Annotated in this window: 13 protein-coding genes; 4 read left to right on the top strand and 9 right to left on the bottom strand. The window is 32.2% G+C overall.

All coding sequences use genetic code 11. From position 1 onward, the window contains the following. Window positions 1-672, bottom strand: coding sequence for an ATP-binding cassette domain-containing protein (locus O9267_RS10665; protein WP_298179173.1), 672 nt, complete (start codon window positions 670-672; stop codon window positions 1-3). 18 nt (window positions 673-690) lie between these two features. Continuing rightward, window positions 691-1,374: a DNA repair protein RadC gene (gene radC, locus O9267_RS10660; RefSeq protein ID WP_298179170.1), complete on the bottom strand. Its 684-nt coding sequence runs from the start codon at window positions 1,372-1,374 to the stop codon at window positions 691-693. 94 nt (window positions 1,375-1,468) lie between these two features. On the opposite strand from radC, the gene O9267_RS10655 reads away from it, so the two are divergent. The 3 genes from O9267_RS10655 to O9267_RS10645 all read left to right on the top strand — a co-directional run bounded on the left by O9267_RS10655 (window position 1,469) and on the right by O9267_RS10645 (window position 5,985). After that, window positions 1,469-2,089, top strand: coding sequence for a DUF1287 domain-containing protein (locus O9267_RS10655; RefSeq protein ID WP_298179166.1), 621 nt, complete (start codon window positions 1,469-1,471; stop codon window positions 2,087-2,089). Window positions 2,090-2,160: 71 nt separating this feature from the next. Beyond that, entirely contained in the window at window positions 2,161-2,901 is a 741-nt protein-coding gene (locus O9267_RS10650; RefSeq protein WP_298179163.1) for an outer membrane lipoprotein-sorting protein, read from the top strand. A gap of 9 nt (window positions 2,902-2,910) precedes the next feature. Further along, window positions 2,911-5,985, top strand: coding sequence for a hypothetical protein (locus O9267_RS10645; protein WP_298179161.1), 3,075 nt, complete (start codon window positions 2,911-2,913; stop codon window positions 5,983-5,985). 64 nt (window positions 5,986-6,049) lie between these two features. On the opposite strand, the gene O9267_RS10640 is transcribed toward O9267_RS10645, so the two are convergent. Together O9267_RS10640 and O9267_RS10635 are read right to left on the bottom strand one after the other, a co-directional pair. Beyond that, window positions 6,050-7,405 (bottom strand): Mur ligase family protein, encoded by a 1,356-nt coding sequence (locus O9267_RS10640; protein WP_298179158.1) that lies wholly within the window; start codon window positions 7,403-7,405, stop codon window positions 6,050-6,052. A gap of 97 nt (window positions 7,406-7,502) precedes the next feature. Next, the gene (locus tag O9267_RS10635; RefSeq protein WP_298179155.1) at window positions 7,503-8,189 is read right to left on the bottom strand and encodes a hypothetical protein; all 687 of its coding nucleotides are present in this window, start codon (window positions 8,187-8,189) and stop codon (window positions 7,503-7,505) included. A gap of 111 nt (window positions 8,190-8,300) precedes the next feature. Here O9267_RS10635 and O9267_RS10630 point away from each other — a divergent pair, with 111 nt between their 5' ends. After that, window positions 8,301-14,855 (top strand): MG2 domain-containing protein, encoded by a 6,555-nt coding sequence (locus O9267_RS10630; protein WP_298179151.1) that lies wholly within the window; start codon window positions 8,301-8,303, stop codon window positions 14,853-14,855. A gap of 183 nt (window positions 14,856-15,038) precedes the next feature. Here the strand turns inward: O9267_RS10630 and O9267_RS10625 are convergent, their stop codons facing one another. The 5 genes from O9267_RS10625 to hpt all read right to left on the bottom strand — a co-directional run bounded on the left by O9267_RS10625 (window position 15,039) and on the right by hpt (window position 21,117). Continuing rightward, window positions 15,039-17,189, bottom strand: coding sequence for a S46 family peptidase (locus tag O9267_RS10625; RefSeq protein ID WP_298179147.1), 2,151 nt, complete (start codon window positions 17,187-17,189; stop codon window positions 15,039-15,041). A 242-nt stretch (window positions 17,190-17,431) separates the two neighbouring features. Continuing rightward, the gene (obgE, locus tag O9267_RS10620; protein WP_298179145.1) at window positions 17,432-18,466 is read right to left on the bottom strand and encodes a GTPase ObgE; all 1,035 of its coding nucleotides are present in this window, start codon (window positions 18,464-18,466) and stop codon (window positions 17,432-17,434) included. Between the two features lie 72 nt (window positions 18,467-18,538). Further along, entirely contained in the window at window positions 18,539-19,813 is a 1,275-nt protein-coding gene (locus O9267_RS10615) for a hemolysin family protein (protein ID WP_298179143.1), read from the bottom strand. A gap of 116 nt (window positions 19,814-19,929) precedes the next feature. Beyond that, a complete protein-coding gene (locus tag O9267_RS10610; RefSeq protein ID WP_298179141.1) occupies window positions 19,930-20,502 on the bottom strand; it encodes an adenylate kinase in 573 nt (190 codons plus the stop codon). Between the two features lie 84 nt (window positions 20,503-20,586). Next, entirely contained in the window at window positions 20,587-21,117 is a 531-nt protein-coding gene (gene hpt / locus O9267_RS10605) for a hypoxanthine phosphoribosyltransferase (RefSeq protein WP_298179138.1), read from the bottom strand. Window positions 21,118-21,203: the final 86 nt, after the last annotated feature.

Genomic DNA, 21,203 nt, shown 5'->3' with positions numbered 1-21,203 from the left:
TTAATTGAGATTTAGTTGGTTAGGAAATTTATCTTTCAAACGCTTGTCGTGCGTAACAATTACCAAAGCAGCTTTGTATTCTTTAGATAATTTTTGAAGCAAATTGGCTACAACCATAGCATTTTCATCATCTAAACTTGATGTCGGTTCGTCTGCCAAAAGGAGTTTTGGTTCGTTTATCAACGCTCTTGCAATAGAAACTCGTTGTTGTTGCCCAATACTTAATTGTGATGGGAATTTATGTTTTTGATTGACCAAATCTAGTTCGTCCAATAACTTTTCGGCTTTTTGAACCGCTTCTTTTCCTGTTGCTAGCCACGAAGCCAAAACCACATTTTCTAATACCGAAAGCGATGCAATAAAATGAGATTGTTGCAAAATCAATCCGATATTTTTTCCTCTAAATTGGTCTAACTTTTTTTCGGAAAGTTGTGCAATATCCGTTTCATCGACAGCAATTTTGCCGTTTTCAGGTCTAAGTAATCCAGCTAAAAGATGCAACAAAGTGGTTTTCCCTTTTCCAGAATTTCCAGTAATCAATAGTGTTTCCGACGAATTGCATCTCAATTCAGGAAATGAAAATTGTGTATGTTTATTATAAGAAAAAGTAAGTTCTTTTGTTTCTAACATAATCAAACGAATAGTGTTGCAAGTTACTGAAATGCAATTCAATTTGTTCTTAGATTTATCTTAAAATATTCCATCATCTTGAAAACTATAATAACCCGTTTCAGTGATAATGATATGGTCAAGTACAATTACGTCGAGTTGTCTTCCGGCCATTTTTATTTTTTCAGTGAGTTTTTTGTCTGGTTCACTTGCATATAATTTTCCCGAAGGATGATTATGTGTAAGAACAATTGAAGTTGCGTTATGTTCAAAAGCAATTTTAAAAACAACCCTCACATCTACAATTGTTCCTGTCATTCCGCCTTTAGAAAGTTGTGCTTTATGAATGACTTTGTTAGCATTGTTTAGATACAAAACCCAAAACTCTTCATGCATCAATTCACCAATAATTGGTTGCATAATTTCAAAAACGGCTTTGCTTGAAGTGATTTTTTTATGTTCAAATGCATCTTCTGAACGTCTTCTTCTACCTAATTCTAAAGCGGCTGCTATCGAAATTGCTTTTGCCTCGCCTATTCCTTTGAATTCCATTAATTGTTGGGCAGAAAGTTTTCCGAGTGCATTCAAATTATTATTGGCAGAAGCTAAAATGCGTTGACAAAGTTGCACGGCACTTTCGTTTCGAGAGCCAGAACCTATAAGAATAGCAAGTAATTCGGAATCGGATAAAGAAGATTTTCCTTTTAGAAGAAATTTTTCGCGTGGACGATCGTCTTCAGCCCACTGATTAATTGGCGTGTACATATTATTTTGGCTTATATTAAAGTACAAAAGAAATAATTATTTCAATCAGTTCAAAATAAATTGATTATAATTTACGTTTTGAAAATAAAAACTTATGAAGTTACTACCTATTTTCCTATTTATCTGCTTCTCATTTGGTTGCAAAAAAAGTGAGATTGTTTCAAAACCAACCGCTTCACTCATTGAAAATCCATCTACTTTTGAAGAAAAATTAGCCAATGCCGCTATTTCAATTGTTGATCCAACTGTAACTTATACACCCGATTATATTTCTTTAAAATATCCAAATGGCGATGTTCCAGCTAAAACTGGTGTTTGTTCCGATGTTGTGATTCGTGCTTATCGCAAATTAAACATCGATTTGCAGAAAGAAGTCCATGAAGACATGAAAGCAAACTTTTCTAAATATCCAAAAAAATGGGGTTTGAAATCTTGCGACACTAATATTGACCATAGAAGAGTTCCAAATCTTGAAGTTTTCTTTACTAGAAAAGGTGAAAAATTAGAAGTTTCTGATAATCCAAATGATTACAAGGCAGGCGAAATTGTAACTTGGATGATTAACGGAAAATTACCTCATATCGGAATTGTAACTCACAAAAAATCAACCGATGGCAAGCGTCCAATGCTAGTTCATAATGTTGGTGGCGGACAAGTTTTGGAAGACTGTTTGTTTGATTATGAAATTGTTGGGCATTTTAAATATATAAAATAAAATTAATCATATATTGTAACACATTTAATAAAATAACTACTTATATCAATATTCAACTTAAAACAAACATTATGAAAAATTTATCTTTACTCGTTAAAACATTAGTAATCGTACTAGGAATTAGCAATGCTCATGCTCAAACAGCTGATGAAGTTGTAAATAAGTACATTGAAACAATCGGTGGAAAACAAAAATTGGAAGCTGTAGCTTCTACCAAAATGGAATTAGTAGCAAATTACCAAGGAATGGAAATTCCTGTGGAAGTTTCTAACTCTAAAGACGGGAAAATGCTTGTCAAAATAAACTTGATGGGAAAAGAAATGACGCAAGTAGCTTTTGACGGAACTACAGGTTGGTCAACGAATATGATGACCATGAAAGCAGAAAAAATGGCTTCAGAAGATATTGAAAACATGAAAAATACTGCCACAAAAGATTTTCCTGATCCTTTTTTAAATTATAAACAAAAAGGATATACTGCAGAATATATAGGAAAAGAGACCAAAGAAGGCACAGAATGTCATAAATTGAAATTAACAAAATTACCTAAATCAGTAAATGGTGCAAAATTGCAAGATGTAACATTTTACTATTTTGACACCGAAAACAATGTTATTGTCATGACTGAATCTGAAATGCAAGAAGGCCCAATGAAAGGTCAAATGGCAACATCTAAAATGAGTAATTACCAAGAAGTTGATGGCATTTATTTCCCTTTCACCATGAACCAATTTGGACAAGAAATGACTGTTAAAAAAATTACACTCAACGCAGCAATCGACCCGAAAGCATTAGAATTTAAAGCAGAATAATTTTAGATTATGAAAACCCTAAAACTAATAGCTTTAATTGGTCTTGTATCTTTTCAAGCGAATGCTCAAGAAGATGTTGTTCTAAAAGGTAAAGAACTGTTTGGAGATATAAAAGCCCGACAAATTGGCCCTGCCATAATGAGCGGAAGAATTGCTGATATTGCACAACATCCTACTAACAATCAAATTATTTACATCGGCGCAGCAGGTGGCGGTGTTTGGAAAAGTAGTGATGGTGGTGCGAGTTTTTCGCCAATGTTTGACAAACATAATCAATCAATAGGCTGCATTACTGTAGACCCTAATAAACCCGACAATGTAATTTGGGTTGGAACTGGAGAAACTTGGACTAGAAATAGTGTTTCTGCTGGAGATGGCATCTACAAATCTACTGATGGCGGATTGAACTGGACAAACATGGGTTTGCCAAAATCTGACCGAATTTCTTCTATTGTAATTGACCCTAGAAATTCAGACAATGTTTGGGTTGGTGTTTTGGGAGCACTTTGGGGTGATAGCGATGAAAGAGGAATCTACAACTCAAAAGATGGTGGAAAAACTTGGACAAAAATTTATGGAATTGATGCTAAAACAGGTTGCTCAGATTTAGTTATTGACCCAAAAAATCCAGATGTTATGTACGCCAGTTTTTGGGAATTCAGAAGAACAGCATGGTCGTTTAATTCTGGTGGACTAAACTCTTGTTTGCTAAAAACTATCGATGGTGGAAAAACATGGAATAAAATTCATAATGGTTATCCAACAGGAAAATTAGGAAGAATAGCAATAGCGGTTGCTCCATCAAATCCTGATATTTTATACAGTGTTATAGAATGTGAAAAAGACAGTCAAAAAGGAATGTATAAATCTACCGATGCAGGAAAAAGCTGGACACATTTAAACAGTGATTTTGCTCTTGTAGTAAGACCATTCTACTTTTCACGAATAGTGGTTGACCCTAAAAATCCTGAAATTGTATACAAAGGTGGACTTTTTGGTTCGATAAGTCGTGATGGTGGAAAAACTTTCAAAAACCTTGGAAGTATGCATGCCGACATTCACGATATAGCAATTGACATGAATGATACGAATAGAATTTATTGCGCAACAGATGGTGGCTTATATAGAAGTTGGAATAGTGGTAGCACATTAGATATTGTTAAAAATTTACCTCTTTCTCAATTTTATCATATTAGTATAGATGATGCTGAACCCTACAATATTTATGGAGGATTACAAGATAATGGTTCATGGTACGGACCAAGTAAAAGTGATGGCGGAATTGAGGCGCGCGATTGGGAAAGCGTGGGTTATGGCGATGGATTTAGAGTTTTAAAACATCCTACAAAACCTATAATTTATAGTGAAATGCAAGGTGCAGAAAATATTTGGCGTTATAACATAGCTACCAAAGAATTAAAAACTATTCAACCTTTGCAAGAAAAAGGTGTTACCAAATTGCGTTTTAATTGGAACACACCAATTGTAACAGGAATTGCGAATCCAGATAGAATATATGCTGGAAGTCAATTTGTTCACGTTTCAGATGATATGGGTGCAACATGGAAAATAATTTCACCTGATTTGACTACCAATAATCCTGCAAAATTAAATCAAGAAAACTCTGGTGGATTGTCTAAAGATAATTCTGGTGCAGAAAATCATTGTACGCTTTTTACTATTGCAGAATCGCCAAAAGATAAAAATGTTATTTGGGCAGGAACCGATGATGGAAATGTTCAAGTAACCAAAGATGGCGGAAAAACTTGGACAAATGTTACAGCAAATATCAAAGGTTTACCTTTAAATACTTGGTGCTATCATATCGAAGCAAGTAATTTTAATGCTGGTAGCGCTTATGCCATTTTTGATGGTCATACCAAAAATGATTATCAAGCTTATGCCTATAAAACAACTGATTATGGTAAAACTTGGAATTCGATTATCACAAAAGACATTGATGGTTTTACTAGAAGCTTACAAGAAGATTATGTAAATGAAAATCTATTGTTTCTAGGAACAGAAAAAGGTCTTTATATTACTATTGATGGCGGAAAAAACTGGTCTAAATTTGAAAACAACATGCCTGCCGCGCCCGTTTTTTATTTAGATTTACATAAAAAAACCAATGATTTAGTAATGGCAACTCATGGTCGCGGCATTATTATTTTAGATGACATTAGTGTTTTAAGACAAGTTACTCAAGATGTTGTTAAGAAAGATGTTCACTTTTTCCAAACTAAAGCGTATCCTAAATTGGAAGAATCTAGTTTTGGCGGAACTGCTTCTGAACTAGAATTTGTTGGCGAAAATCCTAATAGTGCTGCTCAAATAGTTTATTATTTGAAAAAAAGAAACACATTTGGCAAAATGGAAATGGAAATTCAAGATGCAAATGGCAAAAAAGTTGTCAAACTTCCTGCCTCTAACCAAAAAGGAATCAATATTGTAACTTGGGGTTTTAACGAAAAAGGGCCAAAAGGTGCGCAAGGAAAAACCATAGATTTTAGCGGTTTCACAACTCCATTAGCACCTGCTGGTAACTACAAAGCGGTTTTAACAAAAGGAAAAGAAACCTATACTCATGAGTTTGAAATAACCAACGACCCAAAAAGTGTTATAACACAAGCAGCAAGAGAAGAACAATACAAAACAGCTCACATGTTGTTTGATAAAGTTCAAGAGCTAGCTTATATGGTTTATCAAGTTGATGAAATGCTTAAAGCAACAGACGAATTAAGTGCAAAAGTGCCTTCGATGAAAAAAACAAATGCAAAAATTTCATCCGATTTAAATGCGCTAAAAAACACCATGGTTGTCACAACTGGCGATAACTATGTTGGTGCTGCTGAAAAACAGTTACGTGAAAAATTAGGTTCAATATATTCGTCAGTAACTGGTCAATATGATGCACCTTCGCCTTCTCAAAAAGCAAATATTGAAAGTGTAATGGAACTTTTCAATACCGCTAAAAACAAATTTGAAAGTTTAAAAGCAAGTAATTACAAAAAACTTACTGATGCTGCCACCAAAAATGGAATTCCTTTCAAACTAAAAACAATGGAAGAATTTTTAGCTGAATAATTAGTAAAAAAAATGCCTCATAAAAAAGTGAGGCATTTTTTTATTCTATTAGCAAAACATATTTCTAATTGATTAACTCCTTTACTTCATCAAAATTCAATCCACCATAATTTCCTGAACTCATTAGTAATAATGCTGAATTATCAAAATTTTGACTGAATAAGAAGTTTTTAAAATCGGCAGGATTAGTATAAATAATCAAATCTTCTCTTTGAAACGAATGTGCTATTTGCTCGTAAGTTACTTCTTCCAGTTGTTTAATTTTAACAGCATCTGGCGAATAAAAAACAACTGCAACATCGGCTGCATCTAAAGCTCCTTGGTATTCTTTCAAGAATTCGGCATTCAAACTGCTATAAGTATGTAATTCCAAACACGCAATTAGTTTTCTATCTGGATATTGATTTTTGACTGCTTTGGTTGTTGCCGAAACTTTACTTGGCGAATGGGCAAAATCTTTGTAAGCTACTTTCCCTTTTCCTTCGGCAATTTTTTCTAAACGTTTGCTTGCTCCTTTGAAACTTGCAATGGCTTCGTAAAAATCGGCTTCATCAACACCCATGTTTTGGCAAATCCATTTGGCGCCAGCAAGATTGTTTAGATTGTGTGCTCCAAAAACTTCTATTGGCATTGGTCCTTCTGGTGTGTCGAGTAAAGTTGTTCCATCTTCTACGGTGTAACTTGGTGTTTGATAAGCAATTTTTCTAATCGGATTTGTTGCTTCTTCTGCTACTTTTTTTACCGTTTCGTCTTCTTCGTTGTAAACAAGAATTCCGCCATTTGTGATTTGCTTGACAAAAATTTCGAACTGCTCCACATAATTTTCAAATGTTGGAAACACATTGATATGATCCCAAGCAATACCCGATAGCAAAGCAATATTAGGTTGGTACAAATGAAATTTTGGTCGTCTATCGATTGGTGAAGACAGATATTCATCGCCTTCAAGCACAATAAAATCGTTGTTTTCTGTGAGATGCACCATTGTATCAAATCCTTCCAATTGTGCACCAACCATGTAATCAACTTCGATATTATGATAATGCATTACGTGCAAAATCATAGAAGTGATGGTCGTTTTTCCGTGCGAACCTCCAATTACAACACGTGTTTTGTTTTTGGATTGCTCGTACAAAAATTCGGGATAAGAATAAATTTTTAATCCTAATTCTTTTGCTTTTAGCAACTCAGGATTATCAGCTTTGGCGTGCATTCCAAGAATTATTGCTTCAATATCAGAAGTTATTTTTTCGGGAAACCAACCCATTTCTTTGGGCAACAATCCTTTTTTTTCTAAACGTGATTTGGATGGCTCAAAAATAGCATCGTCGCTACCTGTAACTTGATATCCTTTGTTATGTAATGCAAGTGCTAAATTGTGCATGGCTGCTCCGCCAATGGCTATGAAATGTGTTCTCATTAATCTAGTTTAGAGGTTTAAGAGTTTAAGAGTTTAAAGTTGTTTTCTCAAGGAATTAAACAATTTTAAACTTTCATTAAACTATCTTAAACTATTTTTATTTTTCGAAATGTTCTTTTAACTTTTTTGCTTTTATTTTGTCTTTAATTTTATTCAAATATAGGTTATAAAGCTTTTGAAAAGTTGTTTTTGAATTGCCAATTTCGTGGGCTTTTATATAATTTGCTTCAGCTTTGTTGTACCTGCTATAATATTCGTCGATGTAACCTTTGGCTAAATAGCCGTCAACTTTGGAAAGTTCTTGTAATTCATCGGCATATTTTTTGGCTTTGGTTTCGCTTCCACCAACAATTCCTGGTAATTCAATATATAACATGACTAATGCCCAGCGTGATTCGATATGTTTTGTATCAAGCTTAGCTGCTGTTAGAAAGGATTTTTCTACTTCGTCAATCATTCCAAGTGCTTTGAACTTGTTAACCGATTTAGCTTTCATTCCTAAAGCTCCACCATATTTATACCAATAATTCGCTGTTTTAGAAAATTGTGTTTTTAATACTTTGTATTGTTTGATTGCTTCATCCCATTTTTTTTGATGTCCGGCAATATCGCCAAGATATTCAATAGTTTTATAATTATTGGGATTGGATTTTAGATAGTTTTCAAAAAGCACTTTGGCTTGTTCGTACTTTTCTTGTTTGAAGAGTTTTTCGGCTTTTTCAAAATCGGTTTCTGCCATCATATTTATGGAGATTAAAAAAAATAAAAAAGATAGAAACTTCATGTGTTGGTTTTATTTTTCAAAAATAGGAAAAACGATTTTGTTTCTGATATTTGATAAGATTTTTTTGTAATTTGTCATGGATTTTATTTGAAATAAAAAACAACTTTCTCTATGAAAAATATTCTATACATCATTTTATTATTTTCTTCTATTTCATTTTGCCAAAACAGCGACAAAAACTGGGCACAAGTTATTGAACTTGAAAATGAAGACAAGATTAAATCAGCCTCTGAAATTGTCAATGATATATATAAAAAAGCCACTAGAAAAAATAATGAAGCGGAAATCATCAAATGTTTTTTTTATCAATCTAAATATTTACAGCGTATTGATGAAAATGCACAAAGTAAAATCATTGACGATCTAAATTCTAAAATAAAAAAAGCATCTGTTCCCTCAAAAGCTATTTTATATCTTGTATATGCAAAATGTTTAGAAGATTATTCTAATAGATATAGTTATGATTTACAAAAAAGAACAAAAACTGATAGTCTAGCAACTAAAAACTTTTTGACTTGGAATCATTCTGATTTTTATTATGAAATTGAAAAAGCCTATAAAAAATCATTAGAAAATGTGTCTGAATTGAAAGATATCTATCTCTCAAAATATGAGCCAATTTTCGATTTCTTAACAATTGAAAAATTTAAAAACACTACTTTATATGACTACATAATTGATGAAAACATCAATCATTACAGAAAAAATGGAGTCAGTACAATGCATGGTTATATTGATAAATTTTACAAACAAGATTTAGTAGGAAACACAAACGAGTTTTTAAATTTAAATATTGATACTCTGTCTAGCGAATCGGCAAAAGAGATTATCCTTTTATTCAAAAAACTAGAAGAAAGACCGACTTTTGAAAAACAATTTAACAGAATAAAATTCATGAACGAATCGTTTATTGGAGTAAATGAAAATTATCAAAAAGCGCTGAATAGACTTCAAAAATATGCTATTGATGATTTTTTACTTCAAAAGATTCAATACGAAAAAGCTATTTATATTAGAGGGTTGGCTTCAAAAAAAAGGACTACAAATTATAATTTAAAAGCAATAGAAGTTTTGGATAGTATACTAAGCATCAAAAATAATTCAAATGCTTTTAAATTAGCCAATGTGATGAAAAACCAAATTACCTCTAAATCATTGACTATTCAACTTCAAAAATATACGTACCCAAATGAAAATACCAGAGCTCATATTATATATAAAAATGTAGATAGCTTAAAAATTTCTTTTTATCGAATTGATGCCAAAACACTTCATAACATAGCTTACTACTACAATTATAAGTTTGATAAAGATAGTATTTATAAATCCGAATTGAGCAAAAATAAACTCTACAAATCAAGCTCTTACTCGGTACAAAACAGAAATGACTTTTTTGAATATTCAACAGAAGTTCTTCTACCCAATCTAGAAGCTGGAAGCTATTTGGTTTGTTTTGAAAGTAAAGGTTCAGATAATTTAAAAAATATCCAAACTTTTGAAACTATATCAGTAACAAATTTTTCACTTTTAGCAAATGAAAATGAATCAACAGTATTTTATCAAGTTGTTGATAGAAAATCAGGAAAACCTATTGAAAATGTTACTGTAAAAAACAAATATTTTGAAGTAAAAACCAATCAAAAAGGTGTTGCTAGTGTTGACAAAAGGAAGTTTAAATCTGAAAACACATATTATAATTACAGAGATTTTATCGAATTACATAAAAATAATGATTCAATAACTGCCTACAGTGGATATGTTTCCAATTATGATGAATATTCAAAAGACAAAACAGAAAACCAAAAAAGTAAAGTAGAAATCTACCTAGACAGAGCTATCTATAGACCTGGACAAACTGTATATTACAAAGGAATAGCATTTCAAAAAAATGGCGTTAAATCTAAAATAGTTAGCAATTTATTAGCAAAAGTAATTATCACAAATGCAGATGATGACGAAATCAAAGAATTTGATGTTACAACCAATGAATTCGGTTCGTTCTCTGGCGAATTTGTTTTGCCTAAAACTGGATTGACTGGAAATTATTCTATTGAAATTGAAGAACCAGATGATACAGAAAAATGCTCTTTATATAACAAATCAAAAGATTTTCATCCATTTTGGGAAAATGCAGATTATAGAGAAATATTTGAAAATTCGAGAATAGAATTTAGAGTTGAAGAATACAAACGTCCAAAATTTGAAGTCACTTTTGACAAAATCAAAGAAGATTTAGTAATTAATCAAAAAATAAAAGTAAAAGGTTTGGCAAAAGCTTTTTCTGGAAGCGTATTGACAAATGCAAAAGTGAATTACACTATTGATCGAAACACCTATTCTTACAACGATAATTATCGCGACAATGAAGAAGAACTTTTTGAAGGTGAAGTAACAACAGATGCAAATGGGAATTTTGAAATTGAATTTGTTGCTGAGCCAGATGAAGACGCCGATAAAAAAGACCTGCCTGTTTTTAGTTATGTTATAAAAGTTGATGTAACAGACATAAATGGCGAAACACGTTCGGCTCAAACTATTGCTAAAGTTGGTTACCATACACTAGTATTGGAAACATATATTCCTAATAGGATCAATCTTAAAGAAGAAAATAAAGTTACTTTTAATTCAACTAATCTCAACGATGAGTTTTCTGCTACCAACGGTGAAATTAAAATTTACTTTAAAAAAGAATTTCAAACAAAATTTAAGAAGAGAGTGTTTGCAAAACCCGAAATTGACGGAATTTCTGCTGAAGAATTTGAAAAACTTTTCCCTTATGAATTAAACGAAAAAGATATAATAACCGAAGAACTCGGTGAATTAGTCTATACAAAAAAGGTCAATACTCAAACCGACAAACAACTTATTTTAGACTTTATTAACAACTATAAATCTGGTTATTACACTTTAGTTTTTTCTGCTTTTGACAAATTTAATAATCTTATTGAAAACAAAAGAGAATTTGAAATTTTAGACAGAAGAAAACCGTTATCAAATAAATTATTTACCGTCGAAAAATTAAATGAATTCCCTAAAAAAGATGGTTTTATTTCGTTAAAAATCCATTCAACAGTGCCCGAAATCCATTTATTTTCATCAGCAGTATATAAAAACCTTGTTTTTGATGAACAAAATATAACGATCCAAAATGAAATTGCCTATTTAAAAATTCCAATGAAAAAAGAATTTGAAAGCTCTATAAAAATAGGTTTAGAAAGTATTTTTGACAATCAATTATTCACGGAAACTTTTGATATTTATTTTGTTAATGAAATAGAAAAAATTGAAATAGAAACTGAAACTTTTAGGAATAAAATTGAACCCGGAAGTTCAGAATTTTGGTCATTCAAATTAAAACAAAAAAATGGACTTAGTGAATCCGAGGTTTTAGCATCAATGTATGACAGTTCATTAGACCAATTTACAAAACAAGATTGGAGATATCTTTCTATCAACGAATACGATTATAATTATCCGAGATTTAGAACAAATTTTTGTTTTGAAAACACAAACACACATTTCAAAAATTTAAATACTTACAGCGGAAATGCAAAAACCAGAAACGAGGATAACAAACTAATGTGGTTTGGATTTGATTTTACTAATACTTACAGCTATTACAAATCGGAAGAATACAAACAACAACTAACAAAAAAAATAAAAAAGCCCAAAAACAGCAATTGGATTTCTGGTTATGTTATGGATTCTACTGGACCACTTCCAGGTGCAAATGTAGTTGTTCGGGGTACTGAACGTGGAGTTCAAACCGATTTTGATGGTTATTATGAAATAGAAGTTGCTCCAAATGAAGAATTAGTTTTTTCATTTATTGGTATGAATAATGAAAGAATAGTTGTTGGTGAACAAATACAATATGATATTACTTTAGAAGTCGATAGTGGCGTAAGCTTAGAAGGTGTAGTTGTAACAGCAATGGGTATTAAAAGAGAAAAAAAATCATTGGGTTATGCAGTTAGAATGGTCTCTTCACCAGATTTAGCTATGAGTTTTGGTAGAGATGTTTTAACAGAACTCTCAGGTAGAGTTGCTGGTGTACAAATAGTAAATGGCACTGGTGAAGCTAGTCCAAAAATTGTAATTAGAGGTAATAATTCTCTAACAGGAAACAATAATGAAGTCCTTTATGTTGTCGATGGAATTATTATGTCATCTACTGAAGTTCAAAATTTAAATCCAAACGATATTCTTTCTGTTAGTGTTTTAAAAGGTGTTTCCGCAACCGCTCTTTATGGCACACAAGGTTCAAATGGGGTTATTCTAGTAACAACAAAAAAAGCTGTTCAAGAACTGACTCAAGTAAAAGCTAGAAAAAATTTATCTGAAACCGCATTCTTTTTGCCTCATCTAAAAACAGACAAATCTGGCAAATTAAGTTTTAACTTTACTTCACCAGAAGCGCTGACTGAATGGAAATTGCGATTATTAGCGCATAACAAAAGTGCTGTTTCTGGCTATTTAGAAAAAAGTCTAGTTACTCAAAAAGACTTGATGGTAACGCCTAATTTCCCTAGGTTTTTAAGAGAAAAAGACACAATTACTATTTCAACTAAAATTGCTAACATCACTGAAAAATCAAAATCTGGTATAGCAGTTTTACAACTATATGATGCCACTACTCTAGAAAGTATCGATAAAGTTATGCTAGAAACTAATGGTATTAAAAACTTTACGATTCCTGCATTTGGAAACACAACAGTGAGTTGGAAACTAATTGTTCCTGAAGGTTTGCAAGGTGTTCAGTATAAAGTTTTGGCAAAATCGGGTACTTTTTCTGATGGAGAAGAAAATATTTTACCAGTTTTAACAAACAATATGTTGGTTACCGAAAGTATTCCTATTTGGGTTCGAGAAAATTCAAAAAAAGAATATACTTTCAATAATTTAAAGAATAACGAATCAACCACATTACGCAACCATCAATTTGTTTTGGAATATACTTCAAATCCAACTTGGCTTGCTATAAAATCACTTCCTTATTTGATGGAATTTGAGCATGGTTGTGCCGAGCAGACTTTTGCCCGTTTTTATTCTAATGCATTAGCATCTGAAATTATTGATAGCAATACTAAAATTGCAACTGTATTTACTACTTGGAGAAACAATAATAAATCAGGCAGTAAATTAGAAGAAAATGAAGAGTTAAAATCAATAATTTTAGCTGAAACTCCATGGCTAAATGATACAAAAAACGAAGATGAAAAAAAGAAAAAACTAGCATTATTATTTGATTTAGAAAAAATGAAAAATTCACAAGAAGCCATTTTCAATACCTTGAAACAAATGCAAAAACCATCAGGAGCATTTTCATGGTTTGGTGGAACTTATGAAAGTGAATATATAACAAGACATGTTTTAGCAGGATTTGGACACCTAAAAAAACTTTCTTCCAAACCTGATTTAAAAACCAAAATTGCTAAAATTTCAAAAAATGGAATTCCATATTTAGACAAGAAATTTTTAGAAAATAATAATCGGATTGACTACTATTCCAAAACAAATAGATTGATTAATTGGGAAAATCATTATTCGGATTATCACTACTTATACATGAGAAGTTTTTATTTAGACGATTTTCCTTTGTCTGATACTTTACGAAAAGTAACAAACAAACAACTCGAAATATCAAAGGAAAATTGGATAAAAATGTCGCTTTATCAAAAAGCACAATTAGCAATAACCTTAAATAGATTTGGCGATTCAAAAACAGCAAAATTAATTTTAGAAGGCTTGAAAGAAACCGCTTCAAACAATGAGGATTGGGGAATGTACTGGATAGAAAACAAATCGGGTTGGTATTGGTATCAAGCACCTATAGAAACGCAAGCCTTGTTAATTGAAGCATTTTCAGAAATTACTAATGATACTAAGTCTGTTGATGCCATGAAAGTATGGCTTCTTAAAAATAAGCAAGATAAAAATTGGCCAACGACTAAAGCAACTACAGAAGCCGTTTATGCATTATTAATGCAAGGAAATGATTGGCTAAGTGTAAAAGACAATACTGTTTTTCAAATTGGCAATGAAAAAATAATGACCAAAAAGTTGGATGAGAATCAAAAAGAAGCTGAAACTGGTTATGTAAAACTTACTTGGAATGCAAATGAAATAAAGAAAGATATGGCAACCATCAAGATTGAAAATAAATCAAAAGTTCCGGGCTTTGGTGGTGCTTATTGGCAATATTTTGAAGATTTAGATAAGATAAAAAATGATAATTCAGGAATTATGTCGGTTGTTAAAGAACTTTACATAAAAAGAAAGAAACCAAATGGAGATATTTTAGAGAAAATTAATTCAACAAATCATTTAAAAATTGGAGATTTAGTTACAGTAAAACTAATTATCACTTCAAAAGAAAACATGGAATTTGTTCATTTAAAAGACATGAGAGCTTCGTGCTTTGAACCTGTGAATGTGCTTTCTGAAAATGTTTATAGAGATGGTTTATATTATTATATGAGCACAAAAGATGCCGCAACACATTTCTTTTTTGATACTATAAATAAAGGAACTTACATAATTGAATATGATATAAGAGTTAATAATAGCGGGAATTTCTCAAACGGAATAACTACAATTCAAAGTATGTATGCTCCTGAATTTTCGAGTCATACTAAAGGAATTAGAGTTGATGTAAAAAACTAACAAACAATCAACACAAAACCTATCTAGCCCTGATTGAAAGGAAAAACCTTTGCTTTTGGGCAAAGTTTTGGGATGAAAGCAGGAATTACCACAACAAATAAATCCCGAGCCTTTCGCTCATAAAAAAACTCCGAACTAATTGCTTAATTCGGAGTTTAGATTCCTACGGAATGACAAATTGGTTTACTTCACCAAAGTCATTTCGTCAACGATGTGTTTGGCACCTGAGAAATTTTCGATTACCCAAAGTACGTAACGAATATCTACGTTGATAGTTCTTTGTAATTTGTTGTCAAAAATTACGTCACCAGCCATAGCTTCAATGTTTCCGTCGAATGCTAGACCGATTAATTCTCCTTTTCCGTTAAGAACTGGCGAACCTGAGTTTCCTCCTGTAATATCATTGTCTGTCAAGAAATTTACGTGAAGTGAACCGTCTTTATCAGCATAACGACCAAAATCTTTGTTTTTGTTCATTTCTAAAACACGTGATGGTAAATCAAATTCTTGATCTCCTTTTTTGTATTTTTTTACTTGTCCAGCCAAAGTTGTGTAGTTGTTGATTGTAGCATCATTACGTTTGTCAGCTGGTAGAGAACGAACTTTTCCGTATGTTAAACGCAAAGTTGAGTTAGCATCTGGATATTTTGTTGTTCCGATTTTAGATTCTCTTAAACCTTCAACTAATAGACGGAAAGAAGCACCATAATCATTTTGAGCTTTAGCAATTTCGTCAGATTTTGAAGAAAAATGAGTTATCATATCGTTAGACAAAGCATATAATGGATCGTTTGTCAACATTGCTTCGCTTGGCAAATCTAAGAATGCTTTAATTCTATCAACAGAAGTTAAAATACTTAAATCGATTGCTGCGCTTGCATATTTAGTAAAATCGTTATTGTTTTCGTCACCAATTTTCTTAACCATTGGAGCGATTGCATAACCTGTTGATTTAGTTGCATACGTTTTTAATTGTGCAGCTAACAAGTCTTTTTCGGCAGGAACATGAAGTTCTTTGAACATTTCAGTCGCCATTTCTACAATTCCAGGTGCCATTTGAGCACGTTTAGTAGCATCTGCTTTTACGTAGTTTTCTAATTGTTTTCCGATTGATCTTCCTATTGTTCCGAAAGCAGTTGTACGGAATAATTGTTGTAAATAGTTATCGTGACGAGATTTTTCATTAGTCAACGAATAAAATTTATTGATGTTTGAAATTACATTTCCGTATTTAGCTTTGTTAGCAGGTTTGTTTGCCCATTTGTTGAATTTTGCTTCTTGAGCAGCTTTAGATTTTGCTGTTCCAAATTTGGTTAAAGCATCAATCATTCCTTGACGGTTTTTCCAGTAGTTAGCTGTTGATGCATATTTAGAAGCATATACTAGATTCAAAGCATCACTTTGATCCATGTATTTTTTCATGTTGTCCATTCCTGTTTTTGCTCCTTCAACCCAAGCAGGATAAGCAAATTTTACGTTTTGCTCTATTCCACCAGCTGGCATCCAACGGTTAGTACGACCTGGATAACCCAAAATCATTGCAAAATCATTTTCTTTAACACCACCTAAATTTACTGGCAAATAGTGTTTTGGTTTTAATGGAACATTATTTTCTGAATATTCTGCTGGTGAACCATCAGCATTTGCATAAACTCTAAACATAGAGAAATCTGCAGTGTGACGTGGCCATTCCCAGTTATCAGTATCACCACCAAATTTCCCTAAACTTTCTGGAGGAGTTCCAACTAAACGTACATCTTTATAATCTTGGTAAACAAAATAGTAGTATTCATTTCCTTGAAAAAATGGACGAACAGAAACGGTATATTTTCCGCCTTCGTTGTTTTCTTTTTCAATTTTAGCAATTTCAGCATTGATAGCTTTTTCTCTATCAGCTTCGCTCATACTTGAATTTGTAACTGCTAAAATTCTTTTTGTACAATCATCCATTCTTACGAAAAAACGAACATACAAGCTAGAAGGTTTCATTTCTTCTTTTCTGTTTGCAGCCCAATATCCGTCTTTTAAATAGTTTTTTTCCGCAGAAGAAAGTTCAGCAATTGCATCGTAACCACAGTGGTGATTGGTTAATACTAAACCGTCTTTAGAAATAATTTCGGCAGTACAACCACCATTAAATTGCACAATAGCATCTTTCAAACTGTGATTGTTGATGCTGTAAATTTCTTCGGCTGTTAGTTGTAAGCCCATTTTTTGCATGTCGCGGTGGTTCAAACGCTCAATGAACATTAAAAACCACATTCCTTCATCGGCTTTTACACTTGTAGGAATGAGCATAATTCCAACGATTAAGGATAAAAATAATTTTTTCATGATTGAATAATAAAAAGTTAATTGTTTTATAGTAATAGTCTATTCAAAATGTAAATTGTTACATAAGAAATTGAATATTGCAAAATTTTAGTGTGGCGAAGTTAGTATTTTTTGAGGATTTATTAAAATTCTTTAAAGAAAACATAGTAAGACTATTTAATTTTAACCTTATTTTAGGAATTCTGAAAAGTGCAAAAAAAAGCCTCGAATGAATCGAAGCTAATTTTTCTATTTAAAATATCTTAAATACCGTGACTATTTGTAGGCTTTTCATCTTCCAAATTCAACATTTGCCACAACTTATCTTTTAGTTCTTGCAAACCTTGATTGGCTACAGAAGAAATAAACAAATAAGGAATTCCTTTAATTTCTTTATCTAAAACAGCTTTCATTTCGGATTTTAATTCTTCATCAAGCATATCGCTTTTTGAAACTACCAAAAGTCGGTCTTTGTCTAGCATTTCTGGATTGTAACGACGCAATTCATCAAGTAGAATTTCATATTCTTTTTTGATATCATCGGCGTCGGCTGGAACTAGAAACAATAAAGTAGAATTTCGTTCGATATGTCGTAAGAAATAATGTCCGAGTCCTTTTCCTTCAGCTGCTCCTTCTATAATTCCTGGAATATCGGCAATAACAAATGATTGAAAATCTCTGTAAGCTACAATTCCTAAATTAGGTTTTAGTGTTGTAAATGGATAATCAGCTATTTTCGGTTTGGCAGAAGTCAATACCGAAAGCAAAGTAGATTTTCCAGCGTTTGGGAAACCAACTAATCCAACATCGGCAAGGACTTTTAATTCTAAAATAACATCAACTTCTTGAACAGGTAATCCTGGTTGAGAATATCGCGGTGTTTGATTGGTAGAACTTCTAAAATGCCAGTTTCCTAATCCGCCTTTTCCACCTTTTGCTACAATTCTTACTTCGTCGTGTTCGGTTATTTCGTATAAAATTTCATTGGATTCTTGATCGCGAACTACTGTTCCTAATGGCACTTCGATGTACTTGTCTTCACCATCATGACCTGTACTTCTATCGCCACCACCATCGCCACCGTGACCTGCACGAATGTGTTTGATAAATTTTAGATGAAAAAGCGTCCAAAGATTTTTATTTCCTTTTAAATATACATGTCCGCCACGACCACCATCTCCACCGTCTGGACCACCTTTTTCGATGAACTTTTCTCTGTGTAAATGCGTTGAGCCTTTTCCACCTTTTCCAGATGAAACATATATTTTTACGTAGTCTACGAAGTTACCTTCTGTCATTTTTTTAAGTTTTCAGTATTCAGTCTAAGTTTTCAGTTAGCTGCGACTGTAAAACTGTGACTGTAAACTATTTTATTCTTTATACGCTTTAATCAACACTTTGTCGATTTTGGCACCTTCCATTTTTAGGGCTTCTAACTCAAGTTTGTTCCAGATGATTTTTTCGCCTTGCGTTGGAATATTTCCTAACTCAGTGATAAAAAATCCACTTACGGTAGTTACTTCATAATCATTGATAATCTCATCAAGATCGAAATACGTTAAGAAATCGTGTAACGAATATTGACCATCAACAAGCCAAGTTCCATCTTCATTTGCAACCAATTTGTATTCGTCTTCGTCAAAATCGGATGCGTCACCAACCAATGCTTCTAAAATATCATTTAAAGTTATAACACCTTGAAAAATAGCGTGTTCATCTACAACAAAAGCGTAGTGTAATTTTGATTTTTTAAAATTTTCAAGTGCTTTATAAGCTGATGTTTGCTCTATTAAATAAACAGGTTCTTTAGTAATTGACCTCAAATCAAATTTTCCTGTTTCAAAACTTACAAATAAGTCTTTTAGCAAAACCAACCCAATTACGCTGTCTAAATTTTCTTCGCAAACAGGGTAAACTGAATGAAGTTCATCTAGAACTTTCTCTTTTATTTCTTCTTTTGTATCTTCCAAGGACAAGTAAACAATATCTGAACGATGCGTCATTAGTGAATTTACTTTTCTGTCTCCAATGTGAAAAACACGCTCCACAATATCTTGTTCAATTTCTTGTACTTCACCAACTTCTGTTCCTTCTTTGATAATGGCTTTGATTTCTTCTTCGGTAACTTTACCGTCGGCAGTTGGTTTTATTTGAAAAATTTTCAATAAAAAATCAGTTGAAGTTGTTAGCAACCAGATAAATGGTGCCGTAACTTGAGAAACAATTTTCATTGGAACAGCTACTGCTTTTGCAATTGCCTCTGGATAATTCAATCCAATTCTTTTAGGTAATAATTCGCCTAAAACTAATGAGAAGAAAGTTAATATTACAACTACAATTCCGACACCAATACTTTTAGAATAAGGCGCTAAAGCTTCAAATGAGGCTACAAACTCTTGAACATCTGTTGTTATTTTATCGCCAGAATATATACCGGTCAAAATCCCGATAAGTGTGATTCCTATTTGAACTGTTGATAAAAATTTGTTTGGAGAATTAGCTAAATCGAGTGCGACTTTAGCGTTTGTATTTCCTTTTTTAGCAGCAGTGTCTAATCTGTTTTTTCGTGCAGAAATCAATGCTATTTCTGACATTGAGAAAACACCGTTAAGTAAAATCAATAAAAGAATTATGAATATTTCCATTATATTATTTAAAAAAAGAGCTGAATTCTAAAAGAAGAATATAGCTCTTTACTATTTTGCAAATATCAGAAAAAAAATCGAATGCTCGAAATTTATATCCAAGTCAATTATTTTAATTAAAATTTATTAAAAACAACTGTTAATCTTTCAGTTACTTCTTCGATGGTTCCGATTCCGTCAACCGCGTGAAATTTGCCTTTATCTTTGTAATAATTCATCAAAGGCGCTGTTTTTTGGTTGTATTCGTCATAACGATTTCTGATTTTTTCTTCATCTTGATCGTCTGGTCTACCTGAAGTTTTTCCTCTTTCTAACAAACGCGCTACTAGAATATTATCATCAGCTTCAAGCGCAACGGTTGCCGTTATACTTTGACCTTTTGATTCTAAAAATTTATCCAAAGCTTCTGCTTGCGCTAAAGTTCTTGGAAAACCATCAAATAAAAATCCTGCCGAATCTGGGTTTTTATCAACTTCGCTTTGCAACATTTGAATAGTTACTTCATCAGGAACCAAATCGCCTTTATCCATAAATGTTTTGGCTAATTTTCCTAAATCTGTATCATTTTTGATGTTAAATCTAAAAATATCTCCTGTAGAAAGATGCGTTAAATTGTATTTTTCTTTTAAAAATTCAGCTTGTGTGCCTTTTCCTGCACCTGGTTTTCCGAAAAGAACGATGTTGATCATTTTTTTTAGTTTATGAGTTTAAAAGTTTATGAGTTTAAAAGTTTTGTTGCACACCGAAACTATTCACTTAACACTGAACACTTTTTATTGTGCTAATTGATAAACGTCTGCTAGGTTTCTTCCTAATCCGTCGTAGTCTAAACCATATCCAACGATGAATTTATTTGGAATTCTAATTCCTACGTAATCAATTTTAATATCTTTTTTGTATGCTTCTGGTTTGAAGAATAAAGTTGCAATTTTTAAATGCTTTACTCCTTTTGATTTGAAAATTGCTTTCAATTCTTCAACAGTATTTCCTGTATCTACGATATCTTCAACAATTACAACTGTTCTACCTTCCAAATTTTCATTAATTCCGATTAGTTGTTTTACATCATTTGTAGATTGAGTTCCTTCATACGACGCCATTTTCATAAAACTCACTTCACACATACCTCTGTAATGCTTCATTAAATCGGACATCACCATAAAAGATCCATTTAGAATTCCGACAAAAACCGGAACTTCATCAAAAAAGTCATCATCCATTTGTTTAGCCATATTTACAATTGCAAAATCAATTTCTTCTGAAGAAATAAAAGGCTCGAAAGTTTTATCGTGAAGGTGTATCATTGTTATTTGATTTAAAAAAATAAAGGAGCAAATTTACGAACTAATAACTATTTAATAACAAGTATTTTGACTTTTTTGCTAATTTA

This window comes from Flavobacterium sp. (genome assembly GCF_027531705.1).
Classification (GTDB): domain Bacteria; phylum Bacteroidota; class Bacteroidia; order Flavobacteriales; family Flavobacteriaceae; genus Flavobacterium.
Note: the sequence above shows the minus strand (reverse complement) of the source record. Positions and strands in the feature narration are given on the sequence as shown.

Excerpts from the sequence above, each read along its gene's own strand:
- O9267_RS10615 (WP_298179143.1), bottom strand. The coding sequence starts at position 19,813 with ATGGAAATATTCATAATTCTTTTATTGATTTTACTTAACGGTGTTTTC.
- O9267_RS10640 (WP_298179158.1), bottom strand. The coding sequence starts at position 7,405 with ATGAGAACACATTTCATAGCCATTGGCGGAGCAGCCATGCACAATTTA.
- O9267_RS10645 (WP_298179161.1), top strand. The coding sequence starts at position 2,911 with ATGAAAACCCTAAAACTAATAGCTTTAATTGGTCTTGTATCTTTTCAA.
- O9267_RS10650 (WP_298179163.1), top strand. The coding sequence starts at position 2,161 with ATGAAAAATTTATCTTTACTCGTTAAAACATTAGTAATCGTACTAGGA.
- hpt (WP_298179138.1), bottom strand. The coding sequence starts at position 21,117 with ATGATACACCTTCACGATAAAACTTTCGAGCCTTTTATTTCTTCAGAA.
- obgE (WP_298179145.1), bottom strand. The coding sequence starts at position 18,466 with ATGACAGAAGGTAACTTCGTAGACTACGTAAAAATATATGTTTCATCT.
- O9267_RS10610 (WP_298179141.1), bottom strand. The coding sequence starts at position 20,502 with ATGATCAACATCGTTCTTTTCGGAAAACCAGGTGCAGGAAAAGGCACA.
- O9267_RS10630 (WP_298179151.1), top strand. The coding sequence starts at position 8,301 with ATGAAAAATATTCTATACATCATTTTATTATTTTCTTCTATTTCATTT.
- O9267_RS10635 (WP_298179155.1), bottom strand. The coding sequence starts at position 8,189 with ATGAAGTTTCTATCTTTTTTATTTTTTTTAATCTCCATAAATATGATG.
- radC (WP_298179170.1), bottom strand. The coding sequence starts at position 1,374 with ATGTACACGCCAATTAATCAGTGGGCTGAAGACGATCGTCCACGCGAA.
- O9267_RS10655 (WP_298179166.1), top strand. The coding sequence starts at position 1,469 with ATGAAGTTACTACCTATTTTCCTATTTATCTGCTTCTCATTTGGTTGC.
- O9267_RS10625 (WP_298179147.1), bottom strand. The coding sequence starts at position 17,189 with ATGAAAAAATTATTTTTATCCTTAATCGTTGGAATTATGCTCATTCCT.